Origin of the sequence: Pelomonas parva, from assembly GCF_043555835.1 — a bacterium.
GTDB classification, from domain to species: Bacteria; Pseudomonadota; Gammaproteobacteria; order Burkholderiales; family Burkholderiaceae_C; genus Pelomonas; species Pelomonas parva.
On the sequence record NZ_JBIGHV010000002.1, the window covers coordinates 531,028 to 555,977 of the forward strand.

General features: G+C 68.0%; 19 protein-coding genes. 13 read left to right on the forward strand and 6 right to left on the reverse strand.

What is annotated here, in order from left to right:
- Window positions 1–30: 30 nt before the first annotated feature.
- The 4 genes from egtD to ACG00Y_RS05985 all read right to left on the reverse strand — a co-directional run bounded on the left by egtD (window position 31) and on the right by ACG00Y_RS05985 (window position 4,970).
- Window positions 31–993: an L-histidine N(alpha)-methyltransferase gene (gene egtD, locus ACG00Y_RS05970; RefSeq protein WP_394476899.1), complete on the reverse strand. Its 963-nt coding sequence runs from the start codon at window positions 991–993 to the stop codon at window positions 31–33.
- A complete protein-coding gene (gene egtB, locus ACG00Y_RS05975; RefSeq protein ID WP_394476901.1) occupies window positions 990–2,144 on the reverse strand; it encodes an ergothioneine biosynthesis protein EgtB in 1,155 nt (384 codons plus the stop codon). The genes egtD and egtB overlap by 4 nt, the downstream gene beginning before the upstream one ends.
- Window positions 2,145–2,215: 71 nt before the next feature.
- Complete coding sequence (locus ACG00Y_RS05980; protein WP_394476903.1) at window positions 2,216–2,593, reverse strand: VanZ family protein; 378 nt, start codon at window positions 2,591–2,593, stop codon at window positions 2,216–2,218.
- A gap of 40 nt (window positions 2,594–2,633) precedes the next feature.
- Window positions 2,634–4,970 (reverse strand): hypothetical protein, encoded by a 2,337-nt coding sequence (locus ACG00Y_RS05985; RefSeq protein WP_394476905.1) that lies wholly within the window; start codon window positions 4,968–4,970, stop codon window positions 2,634–2,636.
- A 130-nt stretch (window positions 4,971–5,100) separates the two neighbouring features.
- Here ACG00Y_RS05985 and ACG00Y_RS05990 point away from each other — a divergent pair, with 130 nt between their 5' ends.
- From ACG00Y_RS05990 to ACG00Y_RS06050, 13 genes are all read left to right on the forward strand, one after another.
- Window positions 5,101–5,475 (forward strand): hypothetical protein, encoded by a 375-nt coding sequence (locus ACG00Y_RS05990; RefSeq protein ID WP_394476906.1) that lies wholly within the window; start codon window positions 5,101–5,103, stop codon window positions 5,473–5,475.
- A 130-nt stretch (window positions 5,476–5,605) separates the two neighbouring features.
- Window positions 5,606–7,699 (forward strand): 3-hydroxyacyl-CoA dehydrogenase NAD-binding domain-containing protein, encoded by a 2,094-nt coding sequence (locus ACG00Y_RS05995; protein WP_394476908.1) that lies wholly within the window; start codon window positions 5,606–5,608, stop codon window positions 7,697–7,699.
- A 31-nt stretch (window positions 7,700–7,730) separates the two neighbouring features.
- Entirely contained in the window at window positions 7,731–8,906 is a 1,176-nt protein-coding gene (locus ACG00Y_RS06000; RefSeq protein WP_394476910.1) for an acetyl-CoA C-acyltransferase, read from the forward strand.
- Window positions 8,906–9,328, forward strand: a complete 423-nt coding sequence (locus tag ACG00Y_RS06005) for a PaaI family thioesterase (protein WP_394476911.1) — start codon at window positions 8,906–8,908, stop codon at window positions 9,326–9,328. The genes ACG00Y_RS06000 and ACG00Y_RS06005 overlap by 1 nt, the downstream gene beginning before the upstream one ends.
- A 2-nt stretch (window positions 9,329–9,330) precedes the next feature.
- Entirely contained in the window at window positions 9,331–11,106 is a 1,776-nt protein-coding gene (locus ACG00Y_RS06010; protein ID WP_394476913.1) for an acyl-CoA dehydrogenase, read from the forward strand.
- Window positions 11,103–11,894 carry an SDR family oxidoreductase gene (locus tag ACG00Y_RS06015; protein WP_394476915.1) on the forward strand — a complete coding sequence of 264 codons (792 nt, stop codon included), beginning with the start codon at window positions 11,103–11,105 and terminating at the stop codon, window positions 11,892–11,894. Before ACG00Y_RS06010 ends, ACG00Y_RS06015 begins: the two co-directional genes overlap by 4 nt.
- Entirely contained in the window at window positions 11,884–12,336 is a 453-nt protein-coding gene (locus tag ACG00Y_RS06020) for a PaaI family thioesterase (protein WP_394476916.1), read from the forward strand. Before ACG00Y_RS06015 ends, ACG00Y_RS06020 begins: the two co-directional genes overlap by 11 nt.
- Before the next feature lie 141 nt (window positions 12,337–12,477).
- Window positions 12,478–13,119, forward strand: coding sequence for an RpiB/LacA/LacB family sugar-phosphate isomerase (locus tag ACG00Y_RS06025; RefSeq protein WP_394476918.1), 642 nt, complete (start codon window positions 12,478–12,480; stop codon window positions 13,117–13,119).
- Between the two features lie 113 nt (window positions 13,120–13,232).
- Window positions 13,233–15,509 (forward strand): DEAD/DEAH box helicase, encoded by a 2,277-nt coding sequence (locus ACG00Y_RS06030; protein ID WP_394476920.1) that lies wholly within the window; start codon window positions 13,233–13,235, stop codon window positions 15,507–15,509.
- Between the two features lie 69 nt (window positions 15,510–15,578).
- Window positions 15,579–17,132: a type I restriction-modification system subunit M gene (locus ACG00Y_RS06035; RefSeq protein WP_394476922.1), complete on the forward strand. Its 1,554-nt coding sequence runs from the start codon at window positions 15,579–15,581 to the stop codon at window positions 17,130–17,132.
- Window positions 17,129–18,475 (forward strand): PDDEXK nuclease domain-containing protein, encoded by a 1,347-nt coding sequence (locus ACG00Y_RS06040; protein WP_394476924.1) that lies wholly within the window; start codon window positions 17,129–17,131, stop codon window positions 18,473–18,475. Before ACG00Y_RS06035 ends, ACG00Y_RS06040 begins: the two co-directional genes overlap by 4 nt.
- Window positions 18,468–19,625, forward strand: coding sequence for a restriction endonuclease subunit S (locus tag ACG00Y_RS06045; RefSeq protein WP_394476926.1), 1,158 nt, complete (start codon window positions 18,468–18,470; stop codon window positions 19,623–19,625). The genes ACG00Y_RS06040 and ACG00Y_RS06045 overlap by 8 nt, the downstream gene beginning before the upstream one ends.
- Before the next feature lie 24 nt (window positions 19,626–19,649).
- Window positions 19,650–22,871 (forward strand): type I restriction endonuclease subunit R, encoded by a 3,222-nt coding sequence (locus tag ACG00Y_RS06050; protein WP_394476928.1) that lies wholly within the window; start codon window positions 19,650–19,652, stop codon window positions 22,869–22,871.
- Between the two features lie 7 nt (window positions 22,872–22,878).
- On the opposite strand, the gene ACG00Y_RS06055 is transcribed toward ACG00Y_RS06050, so the two are convergent.
- Window positions 22,879–24,366: a tripartite tricarboxylate transporter permease gene (locus ACG00Y_RS06055; RefSeq protein WP_394476929.1), complete on the reverse strand. Its 1,488-nt coding sequence runs from the start codon at window positions 24,364–24,366 to the stop codon at window positions 22,879–22,881.
- A 13-nt stretch (window positions 24,367–24,379) separates the two neighbouring features.
- Window positions 24,380–24,889: a tripartite tricarboxylate transporter TctB family protein gene (locus tag ACG00Y_RS06060; RefSeq protein WP_394476931.1), complete on the reverse strand. Its 510-nt coding sequence runs from the start codon at window positions 24,887–24,889 to the stop codon at window positions 24,380–24,382.
- Between the last annotated feature and the right edge of the window lie 61 nt (window positions 24,890–24,950).

Sequence of the window (24,950 nt, forward strand, 5' to 3'; positions counted from 1 at the left end):
GTTGGCCTGTCCCTGTTTCGGGCGTTCGGTTCAGGCCTGCAGCCAGAGCAGCGCGAACCAGCGGTTGGCGTCCGTCCACACCTTGCCCGGCCGGAAGCCCGCGCGCTCGGCCATCGCCTGGAAGCCGGCCACCGTGTACTTGTGCGAGTGCTCGGTGTGCAGCGTCTCGCCCTCGTGGAAGCTGTAGATCTCGCCACCCAGCTGTAGCGCCAGCGGCCTGGTCGCGCGCAGGTGCATCTCGATGCGGCAATACGCAGGGTTGTAGAAGGCCAGGTGCTCGAAGCCGCCCGCCGGGAACTCGGCGCCCAACTCGTTGCGCGCCCGCTCCAGCAGGTTCAGGTTGAAGGCTGCGGTAACGCCTTGCGCGTCGTTGTAGGCGGCATGCAGCACCTCGTGGTCTTTCACGAGGTCGATGCCGATCAGCAGCCCGCCGCCGGTCAGCTCGGCAGCCGCCAGGCGCAGGAAGGCGTCGGCCTCGGCGGGCGTGAAGTTGCCGATGCTGGAGCCGGGAAAGAAGCCGACACGGCGGGCGCCTGCGGGTCGGGCGGGGAGCGCGTGCTGGCGCGTGAAGTCGGCCACCAGTGGGTGGATGGCCAGGCCGGGATAGTCGCCCGCCAGGCCGTTGCAGGCCGACAGCAGATGCGGGCCGGAGATGTCGACCGGCACGAACTCCACGCGCTCGCGCGGCAGCGCGTCCAGCAGCAGGCGCACCTTGCGCAGCGCGCCGGCGCCGTACTCCACCAACTGCACCCGCTCGCCCATCTGCGCGGCCATGTCGGTGGCGTGCGTCTGCAGCAACGCCAGCTCGGTGCGGGTGGGGTAGTACTCGGGCAGGTCGCAGATGCGCTCGAACAGTTTCGAGCCCACCTCGTCGTAGAAGTACTTGGGCGAGATCGCTTTGGGCGTGCGGCTGAGCGCGGCGTGCAGGTCGTCCGCGAACTGCTCGTTCTCGGCCGCAGCGCGGGGCTGGCGCCATTCAATGCCTGGTTTCATCGTGCGAGCCTCACTCCGCTGAATTGCCAGCGCGCGGCCGGCGGGAAGAAGTTGCGATAACTGGGCCGCGCGTGGCCCACCGGCGTGGCCAGGCTGCCGCCGCGCAGCACCTGCTGGCCGACCATGAACTTGCCGTTGTACTCACCGACGGTACCCACCGCCGGCTTGAAGCCGGGGTAGGGCGCGTAGCTGGAGCGCGTCCACTGCCAAGCCTGGTCGGCGGCCTGCGCGAAGCCCGGCAAGCCGCATGCCGCCTCCCACTCGAACTCGGTGGGCAGCCGCGCGCCGGCCCATTCGGCAAAGGCGCAGGCCTCGTAGAAGCTGAGCTGCATGACGGGCGCATTCGCGTCCATCGGCTGCACGCCGTGCAGGCCGAAGACGCCGCCGTCGGCCAGCCAGTAGGCCGGCCGCTGCCAGCCCTGGGCCTGCACGGTGGCCCAGCCGTCGGACAGCCACAGCAGCGGCTCGCGGTAGCCGCCGGCGTCGATGAAGTCGGCGTACTCGCCACAGGTGACGAGGCGGTTGCTGATCTCGAAGGGTGTCAGCAGCGCGGGGTGGCGCGGGCCTTCGTTGTCGAAGGCAAAGCCCGGGCCTGCATGACCGATGTCGACGATGCCGCCCGGGTGCTTCAGCCAGGCCTGCTCGGGTGCTGCCACCTGGGCAGGCGCCGCCGCGTCATAGGCCGGCAGCAGCGGGTTGCACGAGAAGGCGTGCAGGATGTCGGTCAGCAGCAATTCCTGGTGTTGCTGCTCGTGGTGGCAGCCCAGCTCGATCAGGGCGAGCGCCTCGGCAGGTGCATGCGGCAGCAGGTCGGCCAGCGCGGCATCCACATGCGCACGGTAGGCCTTGACCTCGGCCAGCGACGGCCGGCTCAGCAACCCGCGCTGTGGCCGGGCGTGGCGCGGGCCCAGGCTTTCGTAGTAGGAGTTGAACAGGCGCGGCCAGCGCTCGTCGAAGACACGGTAGCCGCGCAGATGGGGCGTCAGCACCAGCGTCTCGAAGAACCAGGTGGTGTGCGCCAGATGCCATTTGGCCGGGCTGGCGTCGGGCATGGACTGCAGCTGCGCGTCCTCGTCGGACAGCGGCGCGGCCAGGGTCAGCGAGTGGGCGCGGGTGGCGCGGAGCAAGTCCGGCAGCGGGGCGGTCGACATGGGTTGGCACCGTATCGCAATCTGCTGCCAACGGTATGTCAGTGCAGTGGCACTGACTGTAGGACGAGCCCCTACTTGCTCAATCGCGCAATCGGCGAGGCCGCCAGCAGCCCCAGCGCAATGCCCATGCCATCGGCCAGCACGTCGTTCCATTCGGCTGAGCGCGAGGGCACGAAGCTCTGCGCGATCTCGATGAAGCCGCCGTAGGCCAGCAGCGCCGCGACGAGCAGCAGCCATTGGCGCGGCCGCTGCCACAGCGCCCAGACGCTGACAAAGGCCAGCGCCGCAAAGGCCAGCGTGTGGTTGGCCTTGTCCCAGCCGGTGTTGGCGCTTTCCGGTGGCGCGGGCGACAGTGCCAGCCAGGTGATGACGGCCAGCAGCAGGGCCAGCAGCGCGCGCCACAGCACGCGGCGCTCGGGAGCGGTGAACAGGGACTGAAGACTTCTCATGTCGGGCCGCATTGTGGCCCGTCGATGTTGCACCGCAGCGTCACTTCATCTGTTGCAGCCAGCCCTTGGCTTGGCGCAGGTGGGCGTTCAGCTGCGCCTGGGCCGGGCCGACGCTGGCGTCGGCGACGGGCAGCTTCTCCAGCAGCGCGGCGTCGATGAAGGCGCGCGAGGTGGCGTTCAGCATCCAGTTCATCGACGGCGGCCGCTCGCCCTGCACGGCCGGCAGGCGCAGCTCGGCCACCTGGCCGCAGCCGCCGATGCGCTTGATGAGGTCGACGGCCGAGTCCCGGCCGCGCGCGCCGTTGCTGCTCAGGATGCCGACCGGCGGCGCCAGCACCTCGTCCAGGCGCAGGTCGGCCGCGCGGTAGCGGCGGTTGTCCACCGGCGGCGCGTCGGCGGCCTGGGGCGCGTCGCGGCACAGCCAGTCGTCCACCTCCGAGGGGCGGTTGACCAGCAGCAGAAGGCGCAGCCGCGAGCGGTCCAGGATGCCTTGCGCCGCACAGTCGTCCTCGGGCTTGCAGACGCGCAGCCGGCCGCTGGCTTCGAGGTCGCGCAACAGGTCGGACAACATCAGCGTGCCGCTGGCCTCCACATAGCCGCCGTCACCGAGTCGGTCCCAGATGGGGCCGCTGTCGCCGGTCTCGTCGTTCATGTGCGGGTCTTTGAAGAACACGGCTGCCGCCGGGCTGATGTAGGGGAAGCGGGCGCTGTTGTGCACCGCCTGCGCCAGTGTGAGGCGCTCGACGTCCAGGCCGAGCGTGGGGTCCAGCAGGTCCAGCCCGTCGCTGTTGAACAGCAGGAAGTCGGCCTGGTGCACGCGCTGTCCGCGCGCCAGCGCCGTGCTGTTCAGTGCCAGCAGCGGCAGCCATTGCGCGTCGCTCGCGCGGCCGTGCAGCACGGTCAGCGGTTCGCGCCAGGGGTTGGGCTGGGCGGTCTCGCGCAGCGGGCAGTGGCGTGCCAGGCTGCGCGTCCAGTCGCGCGTCCAGACCTCCTCCAGCGCCAGCGAGCGGTCCGCGCCCGCCAGCGCCATGGGCAGGAAGCGCTGGGCCAGGTCGGCGTAGAGCAGGGCGCCGACCGGCGCGGCGAGGTGGTCCTGGCCGGTGAAGTCGCGCACCAGCTGCCACGGCGTGCAGGCGGCGGCGTTCACGGCCTGGCGGCGTGCGTCGAGGGCGGCGACAAAGCTGGTCGCTCCTAAAGCGCCACCCGAGGTGCCGCTGATGGCGAACACGGTGTCGGCGAAGTTGACGCCCTCGGCCTCGCCCAGGTCCTGCAGCCGGGCCAGCGCGGCGCCGCTCCAGTAGGCCGCCCGCGACGCGCCGCCCGAGGCCGCCACCAGCACCAGCGGCCGCCGGCCGTCGGCACCGACGGTGCGCAGCCAGGTCTGCAGCCAGGCGTCCGCAGGCTGGCGCTTGGCGACGCCGCGCGGCGGGTTGAGGTCGGGCGGGGCGACGCGGTGGTTGTCGTTCAGCGGCGCGAAGGCAAGGAACAGCAGCAGCGGCAGCGGCGTCAGCGGCAGGCCGATCAGCGCCTTGGGCACATAGGTCAGCACGATGCCGCCGAAGACGATCCAGCTGCCCATCGCCAGCAGCACCAGGGCCGGCGAGCCCAGCGCGCGCGCCGTGGCCTCGGGCCAGGCCAGCAGCGCGGCGAACAAGGCCCATTGCAGCAGCATCACCAGGGCGATGAGGATGCGCGACGGCGTGGCCATGCGGTCCTCGCGCACCATCAGCGCAATGGCCTCGCGACGCAGGTCCAGCGCCAGCCAGCGGGCCAGGCGCGAGTCGGTGCCGAGCTTGAGCAGCCAGGCGCGCCGCTTCCAGACGAACAGGTAGAGCGCCAGCGTGACGGCCAGCAGCCCGGCGCCGATCAGGCGCTCGCGCGTCTGCAGCAGGAAGAAGGCCGCGATGGGCAGGCCGCCGCCGAGGACGAGGCCGCGTGGCAGCCAGCGGCGCAGGCCTTCGGCAAAGCGCGGGTGGGTGCATTCGCCCAGCGAGTCAGCCTTGAAGCGGCGGTCCAGCAGCAGGCGGCTCGTGTACCAGGCCAGCAGCAGCCATAGCCAGAACGAGAAGACGAGCATGGCCGTCTGCAGGCTGCCGACTTCCAGCGACAGCAGCGTCTCGCCGGCCTGCTCCAGCCCCAGCAGCACGGCAACGCCGGCGATGACGATGCCGACCGGGAACAGGCACAGCCACAGCACGCGCACGAGGTAGAGCATGCGCGGCACGTCGCCTTCGCTGGGTTGCTGTGGCGGCGGCGGTGGCTCGTTGCCGCGTGGCGGCTCGGGCGGCGGCGTGGGCTCGGGAGGCTGGCCCGGCGGCGGCGAGAACTTCGGCGGCGGCGAGGTGTCGGGGGGCGGGTAGACGACCGGGATCAGCATGGGCGCACTCTAGCCGGCGAGCGCGGCCGGACCAACGGCCCCGCTGACCTGCGGGAAACCCTGAGCGCCGAGCCCGGCCCGATGTCGCGCCTATACATTCAGTACGACAACCAGACCGGGGAGAAGACAGATGGACAACGATCAACTGCTGCCACTGCTGGGCGGTCTGCTGGTGGGCGGCCCGCTGGCGGCGGGCGCCGTGTACGCGCGCATGTCCAGCCGCGCCAAGCGCGAGGCGCAGCGCCACCTGCAGGCCGAGCAGGCGCTGCAGCTCGCCGGCCAGCAACTGACGCAGGCGCGCAAGCAGATCGAGCAGCTGCAGCGCGAGAACCATGAGTTGCGCCTGGCCGTGCGGCCCGCACCGCGCCCGGCGCCGCCGCCCGAGGCGCCGGTGGACCCGGCCGAGGCGGCGCGGCTGTACGCCGAGTCCAAGCTGCAGCCGCAGCCGGCCAAGCCCAAGCCCGAGGCGTTCAAGGACACGGTGGTGCTGCGCCGGACCGAGTAGGGCTGACAGGCCCAGCCTTGTCACTGCCGGGACAAGACCGCGCGGCGGGCGCTGCCTAGAATCGAACGATCGTTCTATTTTTGGGCTGGCTGCAGGATGTGCGGCTTGCCCGCCAACCGAGGTCGTGCCCATGACAGCCCATTACGAAGTCCGCGGCAGCGTCGCCGTGATCACGCTCGACAACCCGCCGGTCAACGGCCTGGGTTTTGCCACCCGCGCCGCCACGGCCGCCGGTGTGGAGCGCGCCGAGGCCGACCCGGCCGTCACGGCCATCGTCATCACCGGCGCTGGCAAGGCGTTCTCGGGTGGGGCGGACATCAAGGAGTTCGGCTCGCCCAAGGCGCTGGCCGAGCCGAATCTGCTGAGCCTGATCTCGGTCGTCGAGAACAGCAGCAAGCCGGTCGTCGCAGCCATCCACAGCGTCTGCATGGGCGGTGGCCTGGAGCTGTCGCTGGGCTGCCACTACCGCGTCGCACAGAGCGGCACCAAGGTTGCGTTGCCGGAAGTGAAGCTGGGTCTGCTGCCCGGTGCTGGCGGCACGCAGCGCCTGCCGCGCGCACTGGGCGTGGAGCCCGCGCTGAACATGATCGTCAGTGGCGAGCCGGTGGAGGCGCAGATGCTGGCCATGGTCCCGGGCCAGAAGCTGTTCGACAAGGTCGTTGATGCCGACGTGCTGGACGCGGCCGTCAAGTTCGCCGAAGAGGTCTCCGAGAAGCGACCGCTGCCCAAGGTGCGCGACCTGAAGGCGCGCCATCCGAATGCCGATGCCTATTTCCAGTTCGCCCGCAACATGGTGGGCGGCATGAGCAAGAACTTCCCCGCGCCGCTGCGCTGCCTGGAAGCTGTGGCTGGTGCGGTGACGATGAAGTTCGACGACGGCATGCGCGCCGAGCGCGAAGGCTTCGCGGCCTTGATGATGACGCCCGAGTCCAAGGCGCTGCGCCACCTGTTCTTCGCCGAGCGTGTGGCCAGCAAGATCAGTGACGTGCCCGAAGGCACGCCGCTGCGCACCATCGCCAAGGTCGGCGTCATCGGCGCCGGCACGATGGGCGGCGGCATCTCGATGAACTTCCTGAACGCCGGCATCCCGGTCACCATCCTGGAGACCAAGCAGGAAGCGCTGGACCGCGGCGTCGCGACGATCAGGAAGAACTACGAGTCCCAGGTCAAGAAGGGCAAGCTCAAGGAAGACAAGTACGCCCAGCGCATGGCGCTGTTGAGCACGACGCTGAACTACGCCGACCTGGGCGATGCCGACCTCATCATCGAGGCGGTGTTCGAGGAGATCGGCGTCAAGGAAGCCGTGTTCAAGCAACTGGACGAAGTCGCCAAGCCCGGCGCCATCCTGGCGTCCAACACGTCCACGCTGGACGTCGACAAGATCGCCTCCTTCACCAAGCGCCCGCAGGACGTGGTGGGCATGCACTTCTTCAGCCCGGCCAACGTGATGAAGCTGCTGGAAGTCGTGCGTGGCAAGGAAACGGCCAAGGACGTGCTGGCCACCGTGATGGCCATCGGCAAAAAGATCAAGAAGACGGCCGTCGTGTCGGGCGTCTGCGACGGCTTCATCGGCAACCGCATGATCGAGCAGTACAGCCGCCAGGCCGGCTTCCTGCTGGACGAGGGCTGCAGCCCGCAGCAGGTGGACAAGGCCGTCGAGAAATTCGGCTTCGCGATGGGCCCGTTCCGCATGGGCGACCTGGCGGGCAACGACATCGGCTGGGCGATACGCAAACGCCGTGCGGTCGAGCGCGCGACGATGAAGTATTCGGCGAGTGCTGATCGTCTTTGTGAGCTGGGCCGTTTCGGCCAGAAGACCGGGGCCGGCTGGTACGACTACCTGCCCGGCAAGCGCGACGCGATCCCGTCGCCGGTGGTGGACGAACTGCTGGCCAAGCACCGTGAGGCCATCGGTGCCAAGACACGCCAGATCAGCGACGAGGAGATCGTGCATCGCCTGGTGTTCGCTTTGGTGAACGAGGCCGCGCACCTGCTGGAAGAAGGTATCGCCCAGCGCGCGTCGGACGTGGACATGGTCTACCTGACCGGCTACGGCTTCCCGATCTTCCGCGGCGGCCCGATGTGCTACGCCGACACGCTGGGCCTCTTCAACGTCGTGCAGGCGATGAACCGCTTTGCGAAGAACCCGATGGACGACGGCGCGTTCTGGACGCCGGCGCCGCTGCTGGCGCGACTGGTCGCTGAAGGTAAGTCCTTCACTTGATCGCCGCAGTCACACGAACAAGGAACAAGACATGAGCAACGCACTGATCGTCTCCACCGCCCGCACGCCGCTCGCCAAGAGCTGGAAGGGCGCGTTCAACATGACCCATGGCGCGACGCTGGGCGGCCATGCCGTCAAGGCCGCCGTCGAGCGCGCCGGCATCGAGGGCGGCGCCATCGAGGACGTGCTGATGGGTTGCGCCACGCCCGAAGGCGCCACCGGCTCCAACATCGCGCGCCAGATCGCGCTGAAGGCAGGCCTGCCCATCACCGTGAGCGGCGTTACCATCAACCGCTTCTGCTCCAGCGGCCTGCAGACCATCGCGATGGCCGCGCAACGCATCATTGCGGGCGAGGGCGACGTCTACATCGCTGGCGGCGTCGAGAGCATCTCCTGCGTCCAGCAGGAGGCCAACAAGCACATGCTGGTCGACCCGGCGCTGATGAAGCTCAAGCCCGAGATCTACTGGAACATGCTGCAGACGGCCGAGAACGTGGCCAAGCGCTACAGCATCTCGCGTGAGCGCATGGACCAGTACGGCGCGGGCAGCCAGCAGAAGGCCTGTGCCGCGCAAGCCGCCGGCAAGTTCGCTGACGAGTTGATCTCGGTGACCACGACCATGGGCGTCGCCGACAAGGTGATGGGCCTGATGAGCAAGGAAGTCACCATCAGCGCCGATGAAGGCCTACGCGAAGGCACCACCTACGAGGGCATCAAGGACCTGCGTTCCGCCATTCCCGGTGGCCTGATCTCGGCCGGCAATGCCAGCCAGTTCAGCGATGGCGCGGGTGCCTGCGCGCTGGTCAGCGAGCAGTACGCGTCCACGCACAACCTCAAGCCGCTCGGCCGCTTCCTGGGCTTTGCGGTCGCCGGTTGCGAGCCCGACGAGATGGGCATCGGCCCCGTGTTCGCGGTCCCGAAGGTGCTGAAGAAGCTGGGCCTGACGGTCGCCGACATCGACCTGTGGGAACTGAACGAAGCCTTCGCCGTGCAGGTGCTGTACTGCGCCGACACGCTGGGCATTCCGATGGACCGCCTGAACGTGAACGGCGGCGCGATCGCCGTCGGCCACCCTTATGGTGTGTCGGGCCAGCGCCTGACGGGTCACGCCCTCATCGAAGGCCGTCGCCGTGGCGCCAAGCGTGTCTGCGTGACGATGTGCATCGGCGGCGGCATGGGCGCGGCGGGCGTCTTCGAAGTCCTCTGATGAGTGTCAGTCCCGAGGTGTTCCTGGCGATGGGCCGCGAGGTCCTCGCCAAGCAGCCGTTCAGCGTGCTGCTCGGCACCGAACTCGTGGCGCTGTCGCCCGGCAAGGTCGACCTGCAACTGGCGCTCAAGCCCGAGCACCTGCAGCAGAACGGCTTTGCGCACGGTGGCGTCGTCAGTTACCTGGCCGACAACGCGCTGACCTTTGCCGGCGGCACGGCGATGCAGGTGCCGGTCGTGACGTCGGAGTTCAAGATCAACTATGTGCGCCCGGCGGTGGGCGAGCGCCTGATCGCCCGCGCCAGCGCCGACGCCGTCAGCAAGACGCAGGCGGTGTGCCGCTGCGAGGTCTTCGCGGTGAAGGACGGCGCCGAGAAGCTGTGCGCTCTGGCCCAGGGCACCATCGTTCGCCTGTCGGAGTGAACATGCGCGAGACGCTCGACTTCCTTTTGTTCGACTGGCTGCAGGCCGCCAACCTGACCAAGCGCGAGCGCTTCGCGGAGCATTCGGCCGAGACCTTCACCGCCGTGCTCGACACCTGCGAGCGCATCGCCCGCGACAAGTTCGCGCCGTTCAACCGCCTGGCCGACACGCAGGAGCCCAACTTCGACGGCGAGCGCGTGCACCTGCCGCAGGCCACGCATGACGCGACCAAGGCGTATGCCGAGTCCGGCATGCTCGCCGCCGCGCAGGACTACGACGTGGGCGGCATGCAACTGCCCTGCGTCATCGAGATGGCCGGCAACGCCTTCTTCAGCAAGGCCAGCGTGGCGATGGGCGGCTACGCGATGCTGACCTCGGGCAATGCCAGCCTGCTGATGGCCCACGGCACGCCGCTGCAGCGCGAGGTGTTCGCCAGGAACGAGTTCGCCGGCCGCTGGTTTGGCACCATGTGCCTGTCCGAGCCGCAAGCCGGCTCGTCGTTGTCCGACGTGGCGACGCGGGCGGAGCTTGACGATGAGACCGACCCGCTGGGCCCGCGCTACCGGCTCAAGGGCCACAAGATGTGGATCTCCGCCGGCGAGCATGAGATCACCGAGAACATCATCCACCTGGTGCTCGCCAAGGTGCCCGGCCCGGATGGCAAGCTCATCCCCGGCACGCGCGGCATCTCCCTTTTCATCGTGCCCAAGTGGCTGGTCAACGAACAGGCCCAGCTCACCGGGGAGCGCAACGACGTTGTGCTGGCCGGGCTCAACCACAAGTTGGGCTATCGCGGCACGACCAATTGCCTGCTGAACTTCGGCGAGCGCGGCGGCACCATCGGCTACCTCGTCGGCAAGGTCGGCGAGGGCCTGCGCTGCATGTTCCACATGATGAACGAGGCGCGCATCGGCGTCGGGCTGGGCGCTGTGATGCTCGGTTATGCCGGCTATGAGGCCAGCCTGGAATACGCCAAGCAGCGCCCGCAGGGCCGGCCGATGACCGCCGCCGGCAAAGATTCGTCCAGCCCGCAGCGGCCCATCATCGAACACGCCGACGTGCGCCGCATGCTGCTCGCACAGAAGAGTTATGTCGAAGGCGGCCTGGCGCTGGAGCTCTACTGCGCGCGCCTCGTCGACGAACTCGCGACGGGTGATGACAAGACACAGGCGCAGGCGCTGCTGGACGTGCTGATCCCCATCGCCAAGAGCTGGCCCAGCGAGTGGTGCCTGGAGGCCAACTCGCTGGCCATCCAGGTGCTGGGCGGCTATGGCTACACGCGCGATTTCCCCGTCGAGCAGTACTGGCGCGACCAGCGGCTGAACATGATCCACGAGGGCACGCATGGCATCCAGGCGCTGGACCTGCTGGGGCGCAAGGTGGTGCAGCAGGGAGGTGGGTCACTGGCCGCGTTGGCGGCGCGCGTGCAACTCACCATCGAGCGCGCCATCCAGACCGACTGGGCGCAGCAGGCCAACCAGCTGGCTGCGGCGTTAGCTCAAGTAGGCGGCGCCACCAAGAAAGCCTGGAGCACCGGCCAGCCCGAGGACGCGCTGGCCAACGCCGTGCCCTATATGCAGGCCTTCGGCCACACCGTGCTGGCCTGGCTGTGGCTGGACGTGGCGCTCGCGGTTGAGGGCGACAGCGACTTCGCCCACGGCAAGCGCGCCGCCGCCCGCTACTTCTTTGCGTACGAGCTGCCCAAGATCGGTGCCTGGCTCGACGTCGTCTCCCGCCGCGAGCCTCTGTGCCGCGACATCAAGGCTGAATACCTATGAGCACCAAAGTCCAAGACCTCTTCGAACTGAGCGGCCAGGTGGCCCTCGTCACCGGCGGCTCGCGCGGCCTGGGCCTGCAGATCGCCGAGGCGCTGGGTGATGCCGGCGCCAGGATCATGCTGACCTCGCGCAAGGCGGCCGATCTCGAAGAAGCCGCCGCCCACCTGCAGGCCCGCGGCATCGACACGCGCTGGATCGCCGCCGACGCGTCCAAGGCCGAGGACGCGCAGCGCGTGGTTGCCGAAACCATGGAGCGCATGGGCAAGATCGACATCCTCGTCAACAACGCCGGCGCCACCTGGGGCGCGCCGGCCGAGGATCACCCCATCGAGGCCTGGGACAAGGTCATGGACCTGAACATCCGCAGCCTGTTCGTCTTCGCGCAAGCGGTGGCCAAGGCCAGCATGATCCCGCGCAAGTCCGGCCGCATCATCAACGTGGCGTCCATCGCCGGGCTGTCGGGCAACTCGGGCGCCATGAAGACCATCGCCTACAACACCAGCAAGGGCGCCGCCGTGAACTTCACGCGGGCGCTGGCCGGTGAGTGGGGGCAGTACGGCATCACCGTCAATGCGCTGGCGCCGGGCTTCTTCCCGAGCAAGATGACCAAGGGCCTGCTGGCCAGCCTCGGCGAGGAGAAGCTGGCCGCCCATGCGCCGCTGAACCGTCTGGGCGACGACGACGACCTGAAGGGCGCGGCGCTGCTGTTCGCGTCTAAGGCGGGCAAGCACATCACGGGGCAGATCCTGGCTGTGGACGGTGGTGTCAGCGCCGTCCATGGAAACTGACGGGATGCAATTCCCGGTTCACATCCCCTTCGTCGAACAACTAGGCTTGACGCTACAAGCCATCGAAGACGGCGAAGCCGAACTGCGCCTGACCATTGCCGAGCAGCACCTGAACTCCTGGCGCGTGGCCCACGGTGGCGTCGTGATGACGCTGCTTGATGTGGCCATGGCGCACGCCGCCCGCAGCGTCAACCGTCATCTGCCCGACTTGGGGCCGGGCGTCGTCACCGTGGAGATGAAGACCAGCTTCATGCGCCCGGGCGAAGGCGAACTGAGGGCCGTGGGCAAGTTGCTGCACCGCTCCACGACCATGGCCTTCTGCGAGGGCTCGGTCTTCGCTGCTGACGGCAAGCTCTGCGCCCATGCCACCGGCACGTTCAAGTACCTGCGGGCACTGCCGGCGGGGCGTCAGCTGAAGCCGCTGGGCGGCGAGGGCGATTGAGAAGCTGCGGGTGAATCCCCGCATTGCTCGCGGGCTTGAGCGAGATTTTCGGAACGTCGTTCCATAAACGGGCAAAATGGCGCGCGCCGCCGGCCTCTGCCGCGTCCGCCCCATTCCGCACCGCCTCTGAAAGTCACCGCCATGAAGATCGCCCTCATCATCGAGAACAGCCAAGCCGCCAAGTCTGAGATCGTGCACAGCGCGCTCAAGACCGTTGCCGAGCCGCTCGGTCACAGCGTCCACCACTACGGCATGTACACGCCGGAAGACAAGGCCTCGCTCACCTACGTCATGAACGGCCTGCTGGCCGGCATCCTGCTGAACAGCAAGGCCGCCGACTTCGTCATCACCGGCTGCGGCACCGGCATGGGCTCCATGCTGGCCTGCAACTCCATGCCCGGCGTGTTCTGCGGCCTGGTCATCGACCCGACCGACGCCTTCCTGTTCGGCCAGATCAACGACGGCAACGCCATGTCCATGCCCTACGCCAAGGGCTTCGGCTGGGCGGCCGAGCTGAACCTGCAGGACTGCTACCGCAAGCTGCTCGAGAACGAGCGCGGCGCCGGGTACCCCAAGGAGCGCGCCGCCATCATGGCCAAGAACCGCGGCATCCTGAAGGACCTGAAGGCCGCTTCGTGCAAGGACATGCTGACGGTGCTGAAGACCGTCGACCAGGACCTGCTGAAGGCCACCGTGTCGGGCGAGAAGTTCCAGGACTTGTTCTTCACGAACTGCCAGGATGACGCGATCGCTGCGCACATCAAGAGCGTCTTGGCTAGCTGATTGCGACATCCGCGGCCGCGCTGGCCGCAGGTCTTCGCACAAGGAGGGCGAACGGCCGGTAACGGCGGTTCGCCCTTCGTCCTTGCGGGCTTCGGCGCTGCGAGACTGTCGCAATGGTCGATGTTTCCCCGCCCCACCTCACGCTGCGCACGCTAACCCGCGGCGACGGCCTGCTGGGTCTGCGCCCGCGCGGTGCCCTTGGCCCGCGCGGCGAGCAGGTGACGGTGGCGACGCTGGCGCGGCGGGATGCCGATGCCGAGCAGACGCTGCTCAAGCTGGGCCTCGTCGCGCTCGACCCCGCGCTGTTGCAATGGCGCGGTGCGCCGCTGGCGCTGGGTGGCGAGTCGCTGTGGACCCTCGTCCAGGAGGAATTCTTCGGCGACTTCCATGCCGAGAAGGTGCCCGAACTGCAGGCGCTCGGCTGGCAGGTCACGACCGAGCCGGGCTTTGCCCACCACAGCCAGTCCGTCAGCGGCTGGCAGCTCGGGCTGAGCGAAGAAGCGGCTGAAGAAGCGCCCAAGCCCGGCCGCCGTGTCGAAGGCCTGGGCCTGGAGCGGCGCACCGGCGCCTGGCTCGTCAGCCTCGGCATGGAGGTGGACGGGAAGCAGATCGACCTCGCGCCGCTGATCGCCAACCTGCTGCGCAAGGACAAGCGCTGGCTGGACGCCGTGGCCATCGCCGCCATCGAGGACGACGCCGTCATCTCGCTGCGCGCACCCGGCGGCCGGCGCTTTCACGCCGCAGCCGCGCCGCTGAAAGCCATCATGCTGGCGCTGCTGGACCTGCTCAAGCCCGCCGAGCTGGAGAAGGGCAAGCCGCTCAAGCTCAATGAGTGGGACGCCGACCGCATCCGCTGCGTCGAGGAGGAGTCGCGCGGCCGCTGGCAGATCCATGGCGACGCGGGCCTCAAGGCGCTGGGCCGGCGCCTGCTGGCGGCCGGCGCACCCACGTCGACGCCCCAGCCCCCAGGCCTGGGCCTCATGCTGCGGCCCTACCAACTGCACGGCCTGGCCTGGCTGCAGTACCTGCGCGAGCACAACCTCGCCGGCATCCTGGCCGACGACATGGGCCTGGGCAAGACGGCGCAGGCGCTGGCCCATATCTGGGCGGAGAAGCAGGCCGGCCGGCTGGACCGCCCCGCGCTGGTCATCGTGCCGACCTCGCTGCTGTTCAACTGGCAGCATGAGGCCGCGCGCATCGCGCCGGGGCTGACGGTTCAGACCTGGCACGGCGCCGACCGCGCGGCCGTCGACCTCGCCAGCGCCGACATCGTGCTCAGCACCTACAACCTCGTCTGGCGCGACCTGCGCACGCTCGCGGCCCAGCCCTGGCATCTGCTGATCCTGGACGAAGCCCAGGCCGTCAAGAACGCCCAGGCCCGCGCGGCCCGCGCGCTACGTCGGCTGGACGCACGCCACCGCCTGGCGCTGACCGGCACGCCGCTGGAAAACCACCTCGGCGAGCTGTGGTCGCAGTTCGACCTGCTGATGCCCGGCTTCCTCGGTGACTCGCGCACCTTCGCCAAGCATTGGCGCAAGCCCATCGAGGTCAACCGCGACGGCGCGCGCGCCCGGTTGCTGGCCGCGCGCGTGCGGCCCTTCATCCTGCGTCGCATGAAGACCGAGGTGGCGGCCGAGCTGCCGCCGCTGACGGAGCTGGTCAAGCGCGTGACGCTGGTCGGCCAGCAGAAGCAGCTCTACGAGAGCGTGCGCGTCGCGGCCGACCACATGGTGCGGCGCATCCTGGAGCGCGACGGTTTCAGCAGCGCCAGCCTCATCAGCGTGCTGGACGCGATGCTGAAGCTGCGCCAGGTCTGCTGCGACCCGCTACTCGTCAAGAGCATGCAGGTGCCGCCCGGCGTCGAGCGCGCCAAGCTGGATTGGTTGCGCGAGCACCTGCCCGACTTCGTCGCCCAGGGCCGGCGGTTGCTGGTGTTCTCGCAGTTCACGGAGATGCTGAGCCTGATCTCCGCTGAACTGGACCGTTTGGGGCTGGCCCACCTGCGCCTGACCGGCGAGACGCCGTCCGCCCAGCGCGGCGAGGTCGTGCGCCGCTTCCAGGCGCGCGAGGAGCCCATCCTGCTGGCCAGCCTGAAGGCCGGCGGCGTGGGCCTGAACCTGACCGCCGCCGACACCGTCATCCACGTCGACCCCTGGTGGAACCCCGCCGTGCAGGCCCAGGCCAGCGCGCGGGCCCACCGCATCGGCCAGGACCAGCCGGTCTTCGTCTACCAGCTCGTGGCGCAGGGCAGCATCGAGGAGCGCATGCTGGAGCTGCAGGCGCGCAAGCGGGCGCTGGCCGACGGCCTGCTGGGGCGGGACGACGGCTCGATGCTCGCGAAGTTCACGGCGCCCGAGCTGCACCTGCTGCTGGCGCCGTTGGAGGAGTGAGAGGGCCGCAGTTAGGATGCGCCGGCCCGTCGCGGACGGCGTTTTGTCACAAGAGGAATACCCGCCGCCATGGCCCGACCGAAGGCTGACAAGGCCACTCAAGAAGAACCGCTGGAAAAGCAGCTCTGGAAGTCTGCCGACAAGCTGCGCAAGAACATCGATGCCGCCGAGTACAAGCATGTGGTGCTTGGCCTGATCTTCCTGAAGTACATCTCCGACTCGTTCGAAGAGATCCACGCCAAGCTGAAAACGGGCGAGGGCGCCTTCGCCGGTGCCGACCCCGAGGACAAGGACGAATACGCCGCCGAGAACGTGTTCTTCGTGCCGGCGCAGGCCCGCTGGTCCTACCTGCTGAGCCAGGCCACGCAGCCCACCATCGGCGAGTCCATCGATGGCGCCATGGATGCCATCGAGCGCGACAACCCGCTGCTCAAGGGTGTGCTGCCCAAGGTCTTCTCGCGCCAGAACCTGGACCCGCTCAGCCTGGGCGGTCTGATGAAGCTCATCGGCAGCATTGCGCTCGGCGACGCCAAGGCCCGCAGCGCCGACGTGCTGGGCCATGTGTTCGAGTACTTCCTGGGCGAGTTCGCGCTGGCCGAGGGCAAGCAGGGCGGGCAGTTCTACACGCCGCGCTCCATCGTGGAGCTGCTGGTGGCCATGCTGGAGCCCTACGAGGGCCGGGTGTTCGACCCTTGCTGCGGCTCCGGCGGCATGTTCGTGCAGTCCGAGAAGTTCGTCACCTCGCACCAGGGCCAGCTGAAGGACATCTCCATCTACGGTCAGGAAAGCAACCAGACCACCTGGCGGCTGGCGCGCATGAACCTGGCCATCCGCGGCATCGATTCGTCGCAGGTCAAGTGGAACACCGAGGGCTCGTTCCTGAACGACGCCCACAAGGACCTGAAGGCCGACTTCGTCATCGCCAACCCGCCCTTCAACGTCAGCGACTGGAGCGGTGAACTGCTGCGCAAGGACGGGCGCTGGAAGCACGGCGTGCCGCCCGTGGGCAACGCCAACTTCGCGTGGCTGCAGCACTTCCTGCACCACCTGGCGCCCAATGGCCGCGCGGGCGTGGTGCTGGCCAAGGGCTCGCTGACCAGCAAGAGCGGCGGCGAGGGCGACATCCGCCGCGCGCTGGTGAGTGAGGCCAACCTCATCGACTGCATCGTCAACCTGCCGGCCAAGCTCTTCCTCAACACCCAGATCCCGGCCTGCCTTTGGTTCTTGAACTGCGCGCGAGAGAACGGCCACCCGCGCAAGGGTGAGATCCTGTTCATCGACGCGCGCAACCTGGGCCACCTCATCAACCGCCGCACCCGCGAGCTGAGCGCCGGCGACGATGGCGACATCGGCAAGATCGCCGGCACCTACCACGCCTGGCGCACCGGCGAGCCGGGTTATGCCGACGTGAAAGGCTTCTGCGCCTCGGTGCCGCTGGCCCGCGTGGCGGAGCTGGACCATGTGCTCACGCCCGGCCGCTACGTGGGCCTGCCCGACGAGGACGAAGACTTCAACTTCGCCGAGCGCTTCGCGGCGCTCAAGGCCGAGTTGGAGGCGCAGTTGCTGGAAGAGGCGCGCCTGAACGCGGCCATCGCCGAAAACCTGGCCAAGGTGAAGCTGTGAGCCGCAGGCGTGTGACTGCCGCGCCTGCCGCTGACCCGACCGACCCGGTGGTGGACACGCTGTACCAGGACACCCGCCAGCGGGTGGAGCAGGCGAGGGCCCAGGTACTCACGCAGGTGAACCAGGCCCTGGTGCTCACCTACTGGCACGTCGGCAAGGCCATCAAGACCCAGGTGCTGCAGGGCGAGCGGGCGACGTATGGCGCCGGCGTGCTGAAGGCCCTGGCCGAACGCCTGACGCGCGACTACGGCAGCGGCTTCAGCCACTCGGGCCTCACGCGCATGGCCAAGCTCTACGACAGCCTGCCCGACGAGCGGAAAGTTGCGACGCTGTCGCAACAATTGAGCTGGTCGCACTTCGTCGAGCTGATCAAGATCGACGAGCCCACGCGGCGCGACTTCTACACCGAGCTGTGCGCGCAGTCGCGCTGGTCCGTGCGCACGCTGCGCGAGCGCATGGACGGCCTGCTGTACGAGCGCACGGCCATCTCCCGGCAGCCGGACCACCTGATCCGCCAGGAGCTGGCGCAGCTGGGCCAGGGCAGCAACGCCAGCCCCGCGCTGTTCCTGAAAGACCCCTATCTGCTGGACTTCCTGGACCTGAAGGACGGCTTCACCGAGAAAGACCTGGAAGCCGCGATCCTGGCCGAGCTGGAGCGCTTTATCCTGCGAGGAGTCTGCGCGGCAGAGGGCGTGGCCCGCGTTGGGCCTGGCTGGGGCGCAGGCAAGGCGCGAGGAGGCCGCGGGCTCGCGCCCGCAACGACGAGCAACGCCGCATGCGCCCCAGCCAGGCCCAACCCGGAGGGCCGGGGCGATTTGCGGGGCCATTCGGCGTTGCCGGCTCGTTGTGGGTCCCGACCCACGCCTCGCCGGCGCCTTGCCTGGCCCCGCAACTCGCCCCGGCGCGGGCCACGCCCTCTGCCGCGCAGACTCCTGGGCTCTGACTTCGCCTTCATGGGCCGGCAAAAGCGCATCCAGGTCGGCGGGCACGACTACGTCATCGACCTGCTGTTCTTCCACCGCCGGCTGCGCCGGCTGGTGGTCATCGAGCTGAAGCTGGGCGAGTTCCGGCCCGAGCACAAGGGCCAGGTGGAGCTGTACCTGAAGTGGCTGGCCAAGCATGAGCAGCAGCCCGGCGAGAACCCGCCCATCGCCATCATCCTGTGCAGCGACAAGGACGCCGAGGTGGTGGAGCTGATGGACCTGGAGAAAGACCAGATCCATGTGGCCGAGTACTGGCTGCAGCTGCCGCCGCAGGAGGTGTTGCGGGAGAGGCTGCATAGGGCGTTGGTGGAGGCTAAGTTCCGACTTGATATGCGACGCAGCGAGGTTGGCGATGAATAGCCCGCCGACCAGCGCCAGCCCTCGTAAAGACTCATCCGCAGAAACCCATTCCGAGTGGGAAGTAACAGCCTTAGGGAAGGTTGTCACTCTGCAAAGAGGCTTTGACATCACGAAGGCTCTTCAGTCGGAAGGGACATACCCCGTTGTGTCGTCTTCAGGCATCAGGAGTTACCACCGTGAAGCACCTGTCAAAGGTCCTGGCGTGGTGCTGGGGCGAAAAGGAACGCTTGGGTCGGTCTTCTATCTTGCGGGCGACTACTGGCCCCACGACACGACTCTCTGGGTGAAGGATTTCCACGGCAATGTTCCGCGCTTCGTCTACTACTACTTGCAGTCGTTGGATCTCGGAGCCTATGACGTCGGTTCCTCAAACCCAACGCTGAACAGAAACCATGTTCACCTACTGCCGGCGCGGGTGCCGCGGCCAGCTGCACAGCAAGCCATTGCCGACCTGTTAGCTGGTCTGGACGACAAGGTTGACCTACTGCGCCGCCAGAACCGTACTCTCGAAACCATGGCCGAGACGCTGTTCCGGCAGTGGTTCCTGGAAGGCGCTGAGGACCATTGGACCGAGTACAGCGTTGGTGACTTCGCTGATCACCTGAAGAGAGGGGTTCAGCCCGGTGATCAACCGGCAGCGGCGTTCCTTCACTTCAGCTTGCCGGCTTTCGATGCGGGCCAGCGGGCAGTCGTGGAGCCGGGCTCGCAAATTCTCAGCAACAAATTCGAAGTGCCCGAGGGCGTGTTGCTGGTTTCCAAGCTCAACCCGCGGGTGTCGCGTGTCTGGCCGATCGACACGCTGCCCGAAGGCCCGCAGGCGATTTGTTCGACCGAGTTCCAGGTGCTCAAGCCCAAGAAGCAGGCCTGGTTCGGCTACCTCTACGGGTTGCTCACGTCCAGCGCGGCCCGAGACGCCCTGATGATGGCGGCATCGGGCACCAGTGGCAGCCACCAGCGGGTTCGGCCGGAAGACATCTTGGCGATCAAGACGACGCTACCCAGCCTTGATCTCGCTGAGCAGTTCTCATCCTGGAGTGAACCCGTCTTGTCCAAGCGACAGCGCAACATCGAGCAGATTGCGGTTCTGGAGCGGACGCGCGACAACCTGCTACCCAAACTGATGAGCGGCGAAGTCCGCGTAGCCTGCTGAGCATCAAGACCCTGGGGAGGGCCCATGAGCTACCTGACCGAATCCGCCATCGAGGCCTTCGCCATCAAGCTGCTGGAGCGCCAGGGCTGGCGCTACCTGCCGGGGCCGGTGATTGCGCCCGATGGCGACAGCCCGGAGCGCGCCCGCTACAGCGATGTGCTGCTGGCCGAGCGGTTCGCTGAAGCCGTGCGCCGCATCAACCACCGGCTGCCCGCGCAGGCGGTGGAGATGGCCATCAAGGAGGTGCAACGCCATGCCTCGCCGGACCTGCTGGATGCCAACGAGCACTTCCACCGCTGGATGACCGAGGGCGTGACGGTGGAGTTGCAGCAGGACGGGCAGGCCCGCGGCGAGCGCGTGGCGCTGATCGACTTTGCGCGGCCTGAAGCCAACGACTTCCTCGTGGTGAACCAGTTCACCGTGGCGCAGAACCAGGAGCAGCATGCGGAGCGCAAGCGGCTGGACGTGGTGCTGTTCGTCAACGGCCTGCCGCTGGTGGTGGTGGAGCTGAAGAACGCGGGCAGCGAGAACGCGACGATTCGGTCGGCGCACCAGCAGGTGGAGACCTACAAACAGGTCATCCCGGCGCTGTTCCACACCAATGCCTGGGTGGTGATCTCGGATGGCCTGGAGGCGCGGGCCGGCGCGCTGTCGGCCGGGCTGTCGCGCTTCATGGCGTGGAAGAGCGCGGACGGCAAGGCCGAGGCCTCACATCTCGTCAGCCAGCTGGAAACGCTGATCCAGGGCATGTTGCCGCCCGCCACGGTGCTGGACCTGCTGCGGCACTTCATCGTGTTCGAGAAGGCGCGCAAGGTGGATGCGCAGACCGGCCAGGTGACGGTCAGCACGGTCAAGAAGCTGGCGGCCTATCACCAGTACTACGCGGTGAACGCGGCGGTGGCCTCCACGCTGCGGGCGGCCGACCTGAGCGCGCCGCTGGCCGTGCGCGAAACTCCGGCGAGCTACGGCGTGCCCGACGCGCGCGACCAGCCCAAGGGCGACCGCAAGGCGGGTGTGGTGTGGCATACGCAGGGCTCGGGCAAGTCGCTGTCGATGGTGTTCTACACGGGCAAGATCGTGCTGGCGATGGACAACCCGACGGTGCTGGTGCTGACCGACCGCAACGACCTGGACGACCAGCTCTTCGACACCTTTGCCGCCTCTCGCCAGTTGCTGCGGCAGGAGCCGGTGCAGGCGGCAGACCGCGAACACCTGAAGCGCCTGCTGAAGGTGGCGGCCGGCGGCGTGGTGTTCTCGACGGTGCAGAAGTTCCAGCCAGAAAGTGGCAACGTGCACGACGAGCTCTCGCCCCGCCGCAACATCGTGGTGATCGCCGACGAGGCGCACCGCACGCAGTACGGTTTCGAGGCCCGCCTGGTGGACGTGAAGGACGGCAGCGGCAACGTCGTCGGCAAGAAGACGGTCTACGGTTTTGCCAAGTACCTGCGCGATGCCCTGCCGCAGGCCACCTATCTGGGTTTCACCGGCACGCCCATCGAGAAGACCGATGTCAACACGCCGGCGGTGTTCGGCAACTACGTGGACATCTACGACATTGCACAGGCCGTGGAAGACGGCGCCACGGTGCGCATCTACTACGAGAGCCGGTTGGCCAAGGTGAGCCTGAGCGACGAGGGCCGCCGCCTCATCGCCGAGCTTGACGAGGAGCTGGAGCTCGACGAGCTGACCGAGACGCAGAAGGCCAAGGCAAGGTGGACTCGGATGGAGGCCTTGATCGGCAGCGAGCCGCGTGTGAAGAACATTGCGCGCGACATCGTGGCGCACTTCGAGGCCCGGCAGGCCGTGTTCGCGGGCAAGGCCATGGTGGTGAGCATGTCGCGCCGCATCGCGGCCGAACTGTACGAAGAGATCAAGGCGCTGCGGCCCGCGTGGCACGACGACGACCTGCGCCGGGGCGCGATGAAGGTGGTGATGACGGCCTCATCCGCCGATGGCCCGACGCTGGCGCAGCACCACACGACCAAGGAGCAGCGCAAGCTGCTGGCCGAGCGCATGAAGGACGACGCCGACCCGCTGAAGCTGGTGATCGTGCGCGACATGTGGCTCACGGGCTTCGACGCGCCGAGCATGCACACGCTCTACATCGACAAGCCGATGAAGGGCCACAACCTGATGCAGGCGATTGCGCGCGTCAACCGCGTGCACAAGGACAAGCCAGGCGGCCTGGTGGTGGACTACCTGGGCATCGCGGCCGACCTGAAGGAGGCGCTGTCGTTCTACTCCGACGCCGGCGGCAGGGGCGACCCGGCCGTGGCACAGGAACAGGCGGTGCGCCTGCTGCTGGAGAAGATCGAGGTGGTGTCGGCGCTGTTCCACGGCTTTGCCTACGAACGCTTCTTCAAGGCCGACACCGGCGAGAAGCTGTCCTTGATCCTGCAGGCCGAGGAGCACATCCTGGGCCTGGATGATGGGCGCAAGCGATACATCAATGAGGTGGCTGCGCTGTCACAGGCGTTCGCCATCGCGGTGCCGCACGAGCAGGCCATGGACGTGAAGGACGAGGTGGGCTTCTTCCAGGCGGTGAAGGCGAGGCTGGTCAAGTTCGACAGCGTGGCCGGCGGCCGCAGCAGCGAAGAGCTCGAGACCACGATCCGGCAGGTGATCGACCAGGCACTGGTGTCTGAGCAGGTGGTCGATGTGTTCGACGCGGCCGGCATCAAGAAGCCGGACATTTCCATCCTGTCCGACGACTTCCTGGCCGAGCTGAAGGGCTACGAGCACAAGAACGTGGCGCTGGAGGTGCTGAAGAAGCTGCTGGGCGACGAGCTGAAGGCGCGCGCCAAACGCAACCTGGTGCAGAGCCGGTCGCTGATGGACATGCTGGAAGCCGCGATCAGGAAGTACCAGAACAAGATCCTGACGGCCGCCGAGGTGATGGAGGAGCTGATCAAGGTCAGCAAGGAGATCGTGGCGGCCGATGACGAGGCGGCGCAACTGGGCCTGACCTCGTTCGAGTACGCGTTCTATACGGCGGTAGCGAACAACGACAGCGCCCGCGAGTTGATGCAGAAGGACCAACTGCGCGAGTTGGCCGTGGTGCTGACGCAGCGCGTGCGCGAGAACGCCAGCATCGACTGGACGATCAAGGAGAACGTGCGCGCCAAGCTGAAGGTGATGGTGAAGCGAACCTTGCGGCAGTACGGCTACCCGCCGGACATGCAGTTGCTGGCGACAGAGACGGTGATCAGGCAGGCCGAAATGCTGGCGGAGGAGCTGACGCGCTGAGGCGCGCTCAACGACGACGCCTGAGCTTCCACACCCGCGGCAGCACCAGCACCGCAGCCAGCACCACCAGCAGGCACACCGACATCGGCCGCTCGATGAACACGCTCCAGCTGCCGCTGCCGATGGACAAGGCATTGCGCCCCTGTGCTTCGGCCATCGGCCCGAGGATCATGCCGACGACGACCGGCGCGGTCGGGAAGTCGAAGCGCCGCATCGCCACGCCCATCAGGCCCAGCGCCAGCATCACGTAGAGGTCGAAGGCGCTCTGGCGCATGCCGTAGACGCCCACCGTCGCGAAGATCAGGATGCCCGCGTAGAGCTGCGGCTTGGGGATCTTCAGCAGCTTGACCCATAGGCCCACCAGCGGCAGGTTCAGCACCAGCAGCATCACGTTGCCGATGTACAGCGACGCGATCAGCGCCCACACCAGGTCCGACGACGTGGTGAACAGCTGCGGGCCGGCCTGGATGCCGTAGTTCTGCAGCGCGCTGAGCAGGATGGCCGCCGTGACCGACGTGGGGATGCCCAGCGTCAGCAGCGGCACGAGCGTGGCCGTGGTCGACGCGTTGTTGGCCGCCTCGGGGCCGGCCACGCCTTCGATGGCGCCGGTGGTGCCGAACTCGTCCTTGTGCTTGCTGAGCTTGCGCTCGGTGGCGTAGCTGAGGAAGGTCGGGATCTCCGAGCCGCCGGCGGGGATGGTGCCGAACGGGAAACCGATGGCGGTGCCGCGCAGCCAGGCCGGCCAGGAGCGCCGCCACTCGCTGCGCGTCATGTGCACGCTGCTGAGCTTGTTCAGGTTGGCCGTGCTGCGCCCTTCGTACAGCGCCATGTAGAGCGTCTCGCCGACGGCGAACAGGCCGACCGCCACGAGAACCGTCTCGATGCCGTCCATGAACTCGGGCACGCCGGCCGTGTAGCGCACCTGGCCGGTGATCTGGTCCAGCCCGATCAGGCCGAGCGCCAGGCCGATGAACAGCGAGGTCATGCCGCGCAGCGTGCTCTTGCCCAGCACGGCGCTGACGGTCGTGAACGCCAACAGCATCAGCAGGAAGTATTCCGGCGGGCCCAGCGTGACGGCGAAGTCCGCCACGACGGGCGCGAACAGCGTGACCAGCACCGTGGCGATGGTGCCGGCCACGAAGGAGCCGATGGCCGCCGTGGCCAGCGCCGGGCCGGCGCGGCCGCTCTTGGCCATCTTGAAGCCCTCCAGCGCCGTCACCATCGTGCCGGTCTCGCCGGGCGTGTTGAGCAGGATGGACGTCGTCGAGCCGCCGTACATCGCGCCGTAGTAAATGCCGGCGAAGAAGATCATCGACGCGGTGGGCTCCACCTGCGTCGTGATCGGCAGCAGCATGGCCACCGTCACGGCCGGGCCGAGGCCGGGCAGCACGCCGATGGCGGTGCCGACGACGCAGCCGACGAAGGCCCACAGCAGGTTGATGGGCGTGCCGGCGGTCATGAAGCCGCCGAGCAGCTGGGTCCAGAGATCGGTCATGGTCTTGGCTTCCTCAAACCCAGCCGCTGGCCGTCAGGCCGGGCAGGTTGATGGCGAGCAGCTTGGTGAAGAGCCAGAACACCGGTGCGGAGATGCAGATGCCGGTGACGAGGTCCAGCACGCCGCGCTTGAGTGCGCCGCCGGGCTTGCCCTCAGCCATGCGCAGGCCGCGCACGGCCAGCGCGAAGCACAGCGCGCACGACAGGATGAAGCCCAGCGTCGTGATGAGGGCGGCATTCGCGACGACGCCGGCCACGACCCAGGCGGCAGCGGGCAGGTCCGCCCGCTCGGCGCCGGACGGCGCCTCCATCTCGCGGTAGCCGCCCGTGCGCGCCTCCCACATCAGCCAGGCGCCGCAGATCATCAGCACCACGGCCACCAGCCAGGGCAGGGCGTTGGGGCCGACACCGGCATAGCCGGCCTCCGACGAGATGAACGTGGCGCCATAGGCCATCACGGCGCCGACGAGCAGTGCGGCGATGCCGGCGAGGGTCTGGCCGGTTGAAGAGGAATTGCTGCTCATCAGCGATCCTTGTTGAATTCGCGGCACCGCCGCATGCATTTCGGGCCGAGCGCCGGGCCGC